Origin of the sequence: Streptomyces sp. (assembly GCF_031178505.1) — a bacterium.
In the GTDB taxonomy this organism is placed as follows: Bacteria; Actinomycetota; Actinomycetes; order Streptomycetales; family Streptomycetaceae; genus Streptomyces; species Streptomyces gulbargensis.
This window is the reverse complement of record NZ_JAPSIW010000296.1, coordinates 1-7,750: the sequence shown is the minus strand read 5'-3', so window position 1 is coordinate 7,750 and position 7,750 is coordinate 1. Positions and strand designations below refer to the sequence as shown.

The following is a 7,750-nucleotide window of genomic DNA, read 5'->3' as shown; positions in this document are numbered from 1 at the left end:
CGCGGCGCCGGCGGCGGCCGTACCGGGCGGGCGGGCCGGCCGTTGACCGCCGTCGCGGACCTGGTGCCCTTCCTCGGCGGGGCGCTGGCGGCCGGGGGCGTGGCGGTCGCCGTGTCCCGGCGGCGGGAGCTCGTCCTGCGCTGGTGCGTGTGGGCGGCCGGCGTCCCTCTGCTGGCGGGCGCGTTCTGGCTGGGGCCGGGCGGTGTCGCGGCCGTCTCCGTGCTCGTGGGGGTGGTGGCGGTCGTCGAGTACGGCGGTCTGCTCCGGCTGGTGCCGGTGGACCGTGCCGTGCTGGCCGCGTCCGTCGTCGCCCTGATCCTGGCGGTGTGGCTGGTGCCGGGTGAACTGCCCCGGGTGGCGGCGGTCTGCGCGCTCGCGGTGGTCGGCGTGCCGCTGCTCGCGGGGGACGCCGACCACGGTCTGCGACGCGCGGGTGCCGGTCTGCTGGGATTGGTCTGGCTGGGGCCGCTCGCCGCGCTGGTGCCGCTGGGGGCGACGGGCCTCGCGCTGTTCGCGGCCGTGTCCGTCGCCGACATCGTGGCGTACGCGGCCGGTCCGCGCCTCGGTGGGCCTCGGCTCTCCCCGTTGTCGCCCGCCAAGCGCTGGAGCGGCACGGTCGCGGGAGCGGCCGCCGGGCTCGGCGCCCTGGCCGCCCTGTCGGCCTGGAGCCTTCCCCTGGCGATCGCCGTGGCGGTGGGCGGCCCGCTGGGCGACCTCTTCGAGTCGATGGTCAAGCGGGGTGCCGGCGCGAAGGACGCGGGCCGCTGGCTCGCCGGCGCCGGCGGTCTCCTGGACCGGATCGACTCCCTGCTCCTCGCGCTCGCCGTGCTGCTGGTGCTCCGCTGAGGAGCCCCTGCGGGGGCGGGCCCGGTGGCGGACCCGCCCCCGCGGTTCCCGGAGTGCTCAGGGGCGGTGGAACCGCACCTCCGGGTGGGCCGGGTCGGGCCCGTCGAGGAGGGGCTGTTCCTCGCCCCGCAGGTGCTCGTCGAAGAAGGCGGCGACGTAGGCGCGCGTGAGGGACACCGCGCGGTCGGCCGGGAGGGGGCCGTCCGGGCTGCCGACGTGGCGGAGGATCAGGGGGGCGTCGGAGAAGTCCAGATGGCCGGCGCCGTCGACGGTCAGCCAGTGCCTCTCACCGCGCACACCCGCCCAGGTGGTGTCCCAGGACGTGTCCCCGCCGCCCGGCCGGTGGAACTCGTCGGTGCCGAGGAAGAGGAACGGCCGGCCGCCGAGGCCGTCGGCGGGCGGCGCGTCCCAGAACGTGCCGTCCATGTTCACGCCCGCGTCGATCCGCCGGTCGGCGGCCATGGCGGGGACGGCGGCGGCACCGCCGACCGAGTGGCCGGCCATGCCGATGCGCGTCGGGTCGATGGCGGAGGCGTACCGCCAGGCGGGCCGGGGGCCGGTCAGCCGGTCCAGGAGGAACCGGGTGTCGGCCGCGCGGGCGCCGGTGACCAGATGGCCCTTGGTCCAGTCGTTCTCCTCCATGACGGTGCACGCGACGCAGGTCAGGGTGCGCCCGCCGGGAACCGTCGTCCCGGACGACTCGTAGGCGTGGTCGACGGAGGCGACGACGTAACCGCGGGAGGCGAGGTCGGCGGCGAGAGCGGTCAGGGTGAAGCGCGGCATCCCGAAGCCGGGCGAGAGCACGACCAGCGGGTGCCGCCCGGGGGCGGGGCGCACGTCCGGCACGCTGTGCGTACGGGCCCGCGCCACCTGCCGTGTCGCCACCGGGTCCTCGACCGGTACGCCCTTCAGGAGGAGCCGGGCCTCTTCCTGTGTGGCGTACGGGGCGGGCCGGCCGGGGTGGTGGCGGGCGGCCGGGTAGTGCAGGGTGACCATCAGTTCGCGGCCGTCGGCCTCGGGCGCCCAGGGGTCGGTGCGGGAGCGGTCCACGAGGTGGAGGACCGAACTTCCCACGCCGTACGGCCCGGTGGGGGCCGGCAGGTTCAGGCGTGCGCCCGGCCGGTCCGGGGTGGTCGTGGCGGCGGGCGCAGGGGCCGGCGCGGCGGTTGCGGTGGTGGCGGCCGGTAACGTGACGGCGCAGGCGAGAAGGGCGGCGGCGGCCGCCCGGGTCAGCTTCCTCATGCCGGGGACGCTACGGGCCGGGCCGGGCGCCCCGCGTCCTCCCACGGTCGCAACCGGCGCCGGGTCCGTACATCCCGGGTCGGACGCGGAGATCCGCCGGGGCGGGGCCGCGGACCGGGTCAGCCGAGGGTGAGCTGCCAGTACGCGGCCTCCCGGTAGGACCGGTGCGGAGGCCGCACTTCGACGGTGAGCGGGAGGCCCTTCCGGCTCGCGGTCACCCGCACCGGAACGTCGCGCTTCCCGTCCTCGGCGAGCGGCCGGCCGAGGAGTCGCTCCGCCTCGCGGAAGTCGAGCCAGTCGCTGGTGCCGTCGGCGGCGGTCCACGAGGAGTCGCCCGGCCGTCCGGCGCGGACGTCCAGGGCGTCGCCGTAGCCGCCGGTGCCCGGTTCCAGCGTCTCGTCCGAGCCGTTCTCGTAGGTGATGGTGATGCGGTAGGTCCGGCCGTCGCCCTCCGGGCGGGGCGGGCCGACCGTGACGCGCAGGCCGTCCTCGTACCGTGCGGTCACCCCGCCGGGCAGCGGCTCCACCACGCTTCCGGCGTGCTCGCGGGGCATGTCCAGCTGTCCGTCCCCGTCCAAACCCTTCTCGAACTCCCGCAGTCCCCAGGCGCCGAGGATCACGAGGACGAAGGCGGCGACCAGGGCGACCGAGCAGCCCACGTGCCATCGCCGGGCGCTCCCGGTGCCGCCGGTCCCGCCGTGTGCCTCGTTCACGTCCATGGCGATCACCGTAGGCGGACCGTGGCGCCCGCTCCTGAGCATCCGTACTCATGTTCGCCCTGGTACGGGTGCCCGGTGCGTCCGGTCGGATGAGCGGCGGGTGAATTCCGGCTCCGCCTGCCCGGCGGGCGGGAAGGGGCGTCGGAGAGTGGGCGCACGCGTGATGCGCGTGACCGTCGAACGGAAGTCAGGGGAGTCGGATGGGCAGTGGTCCGGTCGTCCGTTGCCGTCGGGCGTTCGTCGCCGTGGTGCTGGCCGCCGTGTCGGTGCTGACCGTGCCGGGAGCGGGCTCGGCGCATCGCGGCGCCGGTGCGGTCCCCGTCGCCGGGGGGGTGGGGCAGAACCCGCCGGCGGCGGCGTCGGCGGCGCCCGCCTTCGACGTGGCGCCGGCCCGGGCGAGCCTGACGCGGCTGCTGGGGCAGCGGGCCGCCGCGCAGTTCACCCTGGTGCCGGTCGCCAAGGGGGCCGGCGGTGACCACTTCTCGGTCTCCGGCGCGGCCGGCGCGATCCAGGTGCGGGGCACCACGCCCGCCACGCTGCTCACCGGCGCCGGCTGGTACCTGAAGGAGGTCGCCGGGGTGGACGTCGGGTGGCCGGGCGACAGCCTGGGCCGGCTGCCCCGGGTCCTCCCCGCCGTCGCGGGGACGGTGACCCGGTCGGCCGCGGTGCCCCACCGGTACGCGCTGAACGACACGGACGAGGGCTACTCGGGCGCGTACCGCGACTTCGCCGCGTACCGGTACGACATCGACCGGATGGCGCTGCACGGGGTGAACGAGGTCTTCGTGCCGACGGGCGCCGAGTACCCCTACTACCGGACGTTCCAGCAGTTCGGCTACAGCGCGGCCGAGCTGCGGGAGTGGATCCCGGGACCGGCGCACCAGGGCTGGTGGCTGCTGCAGAACATGTCGGGGTTCGCGGGGCCGGTGTCCGAGCAGTTGATCGAGGCGCGGGCGGCGCTGGGCCGGCGCGTCGCCGACCACCTGCGGTCCCTGGGGATGACCCCGGTGCTGCCGGGCTACTTCGGCACGGTGCCGCCGGAGTTCGCCGCGCGGAACCCGGGGGCGGTGACGGTGCCGCAGGGCCGGTGGGTGGGGTTCGAGCGGCCGGCGTGGCTGGACCCGACCGGGCCGGTGTTCGAGCGGGTGGCCGAGGCCTACTACCGGATCCAGCGGGAACGGTTCGGTGACACCGACCTGTTCAAGATGGACCTGCTGCACGAGGGCGGCACAGCGGGACCGGTCGACGTGGCGGCGGCGTCCGGGGCGGTCCAGCGGGCCCTGGACACCGCCCGGCCCGGCGCGACCTGGGTCATGCTGGGCTGGCAGCGCAACCCGACGGCGGAGCTGCTGAGCGGGGTGGACCGGCGGCGTGTCCTCATCCTGGACGGTCTGTCCGACCGCTACGACGGGCTCGACCGGGAGACGCAGTGGGGCGGCACGCCGTACGCGTTCGGCACGATCCCCAACTTCGGCGGCCACACCACCATCGGCGCCAACAGCGGTGTGTGGACGAGCCGTTTCCACGCGTGGCTGACCAAGCCGGGGTCGGCGCTGAGCGGCATCGCCTACCTTCCCGAGGGCACCGGCCAGAACCCCGCCGCGTTCGCCCTCTTCTCCGAGCTCGCCTGGCGGCCCGGGGCGGTGGACCAGAAGGCCTGGTTCGCCGGGTACGCGGCACGGCGCTACGGCGGTCCCGATCCGCACGCCGCCGCCGCGTGGGAGGCCCTGCGCCTCGGGCCGTACAGCATGCGCTCGGGCACGTGGAGCGAGCCGCAGGACAGCCTCTTCACCGCGCGGCCCGGCCTGACGGTGACCAGGGCCGCCCGGTGGAGCCCGACCGCCATGCGGTACGACGCCGCCACGGTGGAGCGGGCCCTCGCCGAACTGCTGCGGGTGGCGCCCGCGCTGCGGACGACCGACGCGTACCGCTACGACCTCGTGGACGTGGCGCGGCAGGCCCTCACCAACCGGAGCCGGGTGCTGCTCCCCCGGATCAGGACCGCGTACCAGGGCGGTGACCTGGAGGGGTTCCGGGCCCTGGTGCGGGAGTGGAACGGCCATCTGGACCTGCTCGGGCGGCTGGTCGCCTCCGACCGGCGGTTCCTGCTCGGGCCGTGGCTGGCCGACGCGCGCTCCTGGGGCGCCGACGCGGCCGAACGCGACCGGCTGGAGTACGACGCCCGGTCGATCCTGACCACGTGGGGCGGGCGCGGTCCGAGCGAGGAGGGAGGGCTGCGCGACTACGCGAACCGGGAGTGGGCGGGGCTGGTGCACGACGTGTACGCGCCGCGCTGGGCGGCGTACTTCGAGACCCTCGACCGGGCGCTGGTGACCGGCACGGAACCGGAGGTGGTGGACTGGTTCGCCCGGGACGACGCCTGGGCGCGCGGCCACCAGCGGTACGCCACGGCGCCGGCGGGTGATCCGGTCGCCCTCGCCGAGGAGGTACGGGCGGTGCTGCCCACGGCCTCGCCGGCAGGTCCGGTTCGGTGAGCGGAGCCGCTCGGCAGGTGGTGCGGACGGTGGTCAGCGGCGCGGGCGCAGCACGCGCAGTTCGCTCACCTCGTACGACATCTCGGTGGCGTCCGGGTCGGGCGCGGGGTGGTAACGGCCCGCGCAGACCGAGAGGTTGACGATGAGGTACGCGTGCCAGTGGCGGCCGACGCCGACGCCGTCGGAGAAGACCCGGGCGCCGTCGACCCACCACACGACCGAACGGGCCCCGAACTGGGTGCGCAGCCGCACCTCGCCGCCGGGCCGGACGTCGGGGTGGCGGTGGTAGTGGTACCTGCCGCGGACCCGGTTGGACAGTTCGAGGAGGTCGGGGTTGTCCGGGTGGTACTCGAAGACGTCGATCTCCTGGCCGCCGTCGCGCCAGGTCCAGATGGCCGGCCAGGCGCCGATCTCCTCGGGGAGCCGCACCCGTGCCTCCAGGACGTCCCCGGTGCGGACCTCGAACGCCTCGCGGCTGCCCTCGGTCGTGAGGAGCCCCGCGTCCCACAGTCCGTCCTCGCGCCGGGTCGCGCGGAAGACGCCCGAGCGGCTGTACGCGGGATCGGCCACCAGGTGGTCGAGTTTGTTGTCCCCGGGGTTGACGGGGCCGCCGTCGGGATAGGCCCACGAGCGGCCGGCGACCCACTGGGTCCCGGAGGTGAAGTCGGCGACGAAGACCGGTTCGGCGGCCGGGGGTGGTGACTGCATGGGCGCTCCCGCGGTGTCTGGTTCTCCCCCGTTCCCTGCCCCCCAAGGCCGCTCCCCATCCGGAAGCAGGCACTCCTTGTCGTGAAGTCGTCACGCAGGGTTGACACCGGGGCTGCCGGGCAGGGGCGGGCCGGGTGGACCGCACGGCCCGGCGGGGAGAGGGTGAGCGGGTACCCGGAAGCCCTCTGGAGGTTCGGCGCCATGCACTCGCCCACGTTCCGCCCGTCCGCCCGCCGGCGCCGTCCCGGCGCGCTCGCACTGCTGTGCGCCCTCTCCCTCACCCCGCTCGCCGCGTGCGGGGGCGACGGCACCCCGCGTGCTCCGGTTCCCGCGTCGGCCTCCCCGTCCGCCCCGGGCGCGGGTGAGCGGCAGGGCGGGCACCTTCCGGACGACCGAGCGGTGCTCGACGAACTGCGGGAGCTGGAGCGGGAGTCCGGGGCACGGATCGGGGTCCACGCCGTGGACACGGGGACCGGCCGGGAGGTGTCCCACCGGGCCGACGAGCGGTTCGCGTACGCCTCGACGTTCAAGGCCCTCGCCGCCGCCGCGGTGGTCGACAGGTACTTCCCGGAGGGCATGGACCGGGTGGTCACCTACGGCGAGGAGGATCTGCTGGCCCACGCGCCGGTGACCCGGAAGCACGTGGCGACGGGGATGACCCTGCGCGAACTGTGCGAGGCGGCCGTCCGGTTCAGCGACAACACCGCCGCCAATCTGCTGCTCGACGCCCTGGGCGGGCCGCAGGGCCTGGCGGCCGCGCTCCGGGAGGTCGGCGACACCGTCACCCGGGTGGAACGGCGCGAGCCCGCGCTGAACGACTGGACCCCGGGTGCCACGCGGGACACCACCTCGCCGCGCGCCTTCGCCCGCGATCTGCGGGCGTTCGTGCTCGGGGACGCCCTCGGGGAGGACGGGCGGGCCCTCCTGACGGGGTGGCTGCGGACCAACACCACCGGGGGCGAGCTCATCCGGGCGGGGGTGCCGCGTGGCTGGGTGGTCGGTGACAAGACCGGGACGGGCGGCGCGTACGGGATCCGCAACGACATCGCCGTGGTCTGGCCGCCCGGCCGGGCCCCGCTCGTGATGGCGATCATGACGAACCGCCCCGAGGCGGACGCCCCCCATGACGACCGGCTGATCGCGCGGGCTGCCGCCCTGGTGGCGAAGTCCCTGGGCGACGGGCGCGCCTGACGGACCGGGGCGCCCCTACGCCTCGCCGGCCCGCCACCAGCGCTTCCCCCCGCGCCCGGCCGGCCGGCCGCCGGGGTGGCCGCTCAGCGTCCGGCAGAACGGACAGGGCAGGTCGTCGTGGTCGGCGGGAAACGGCGGATCGGCCGGGGCGGTGCCCAGAAGCTCGGCACGGACTCCGGAGATGTACTCGTCGTGTTCGTGTGGATGCTTCCTCATGTCAAGCCAACCGACATCTCCGGCCCGTGGGGACGGGGGGTGCCCGCTCCGTGACCCGACCCTCGCATTCCGCCGTCCCCGCCCTGGCATCGTCACGGTTCACCACCCGCGCGTGTCGCTACCGGCCCGGGCGACCGATGTCCGGTCGCCGGCCCGCCCGCGCCACAGGCCGGGACCGGAGCCGCGGCTCACACCGCCACGAGCGGACCGCCCGGGGCGGACGCTCCGGGTCGTCGTGCGCATCGAGCGGCGGCGCCGGGGTCGCTACGATGCGTCCCGGATCAGGGGCGGGAAGCGGTCGGCGACGGGCGTCCGGGAGCGGGCGGGGGGCGC

The 7,750-nt window shown here is 75.9% G+C and carries 7 protein-coding genes; 3 read left to right on the top strand and 4 right to left on the bottom strand.

Features of this window, described 5'->3' with window-relative positions:
- The first annotated feature begins 42 nt into the window (after nucleotides 1–42).
- Entirely contained in the window at nucleotides 43–846 is an 804-nt protein-coding gene (locus RIF68_RS19715; RefSeq protein WP_309052601.1) for a phosphatidate cytidylyltransferase, read from the top strand.
- 57 nt (nucleotides 847–903) lie between these two features.
- On the opposite strand, the gene RIF68_RS19710 is transcribed toward RIF68_RS19715, so the two are convergent.
- Both RIF68_RS19710 and RIF68_RS19705 read right to left on the bottom strand, forming a co-directional pair.
- Nucleotides 904–2,088: an alpha/beta hydrolase gene (locus RIF68_RS19710; protein WP_309052600.1), complete on the bottom strand. Its 1,185-nt coding sequence runs from the start codon at nucleotides 2,086–2,088 to the stop codon at nucleotides 904–906.
- A gap of 119 nt (nucleotides 2,089–2,207) precedes the next feature.
- The gene (locus tag RIF68_RS19705) at nucleotides 2,208–2,807 is read right to left on the bottom strand and encodes a hypothetical protein (protein ID WP_309052599.1); all 600 of its coding nucleotides are present in this window, start codon (nucleotides 2,805–2,807) and stop codon (nucleotides 2,208–2,210) included.
- Nucleotides 2,808–3,007: 200 nt separating this feature from the next.
- Here RIF68_RS19705 and RIF68_RS19700 point away from each other — a divergent pair, with 200 nt between their 5' ends.
- Nucleotides 3,008–5,302: an alpha-N-acetylglucosaminidase gene (locus tag RIF68_RS19700; RefSeq protein ID WP_309052598.1), complete on the top strand. Its 2,295-nt coding sequence runs from the start codon at nucleotides 3,008–3,010 to the stop codon at nucleotides 5,300–5,302.
- A 33-nt stretch (nucleotides 5,303–5,335) separates the two neighbouring features.
- Here the strand turns inward: RIF68_RS19700 and RIF68_RS19695 are convergent, their stop codons facing one another.
- Nucleotides 5,336–6,010 (bottom strand): beta-glucanase, encoded by a 675-nt coding sequence (locus RIF68_RS19695; RefSeq protein WP_309052597.1) that lies wholly within the window; start codon nucleotides 6,008–6,010, stop codon nucleotides 5,336–5,338.
- Between the two features lie 201 nt (nucleotides 6,011–6,211).
- Here RIF68_RS19695 and bla point away from each other — a divergent pair, with 201 nt between their 5' ends.
- Entirely contained in the window at nucleotides 6,212–7,201 is a 990-nt protein-coding gene (bla, locus tag RIF68_RS19690; protein ID WP_309052596.1) for a class A beta-lactamase, read from the top strand.
- A gap of 15 nt (nucleotides 7,202–7,216) precedes the next feature.
- Here the strand turns inward: bla and RIF68_RS19685 are convergent, their stop codons facing one another.
- Nucleotides 7,217–7,417, bottom strand: coding sequence for a hypothetical protein (locus RIF68_RS19685; protein ID WP_309052595.1), 201 nt, complete (start codon nucleotides 7,415–7,417; stop codon nucleotides 7,217–7,219).
- Nucleotides 7,418–7,750: the final 333 nt, after the last annotated feature.

Coding starts and splice junctions, on each gene's coding strand:
- RIF68_RS19710 (WP_309052600.1), bottom strand. CDS start 2,088: ATGAGGAAGCTGACCCGGGCGGCCGCCGCCGCCCTTCTCGCCTGCGCC.
- RIF68_RS19705 (WP_309052599.1), bottom strand. CDS start 2,807: ATGGACGTGAACGAGGCACACGGCGGGACCGGCGGCACCGGGAGCGCC.
- RIF68_RS19700 (WP_309052598.1), top strand. CDS start 3,008: ATGGGCAGTGGTCCGGTCGTCCGTTGCCGTCGGGCGTTCGTCGCCGTG.
- RIF68_RS19695 (WP_309052597.1), bottom strand. CDS start 6,010: ATGCAGTCACCACCCCCGGCCGCCGAACCGGTCTTCGTCGCCGACTTC.
- bla (WP_309052596.1), top strand. CDS start 6,212: ATGCACTCGCCCACGTTCCGCCCGTCCGCCCGCCGGCGCCGTCCCGGC.
- RIF68_RS19685 (WP_309052595.1), bottom strand. CDS start 7,417: ATGAGGAAGCATCCACACGAACACGACGAGTACATCTCCGGAGTCCGT.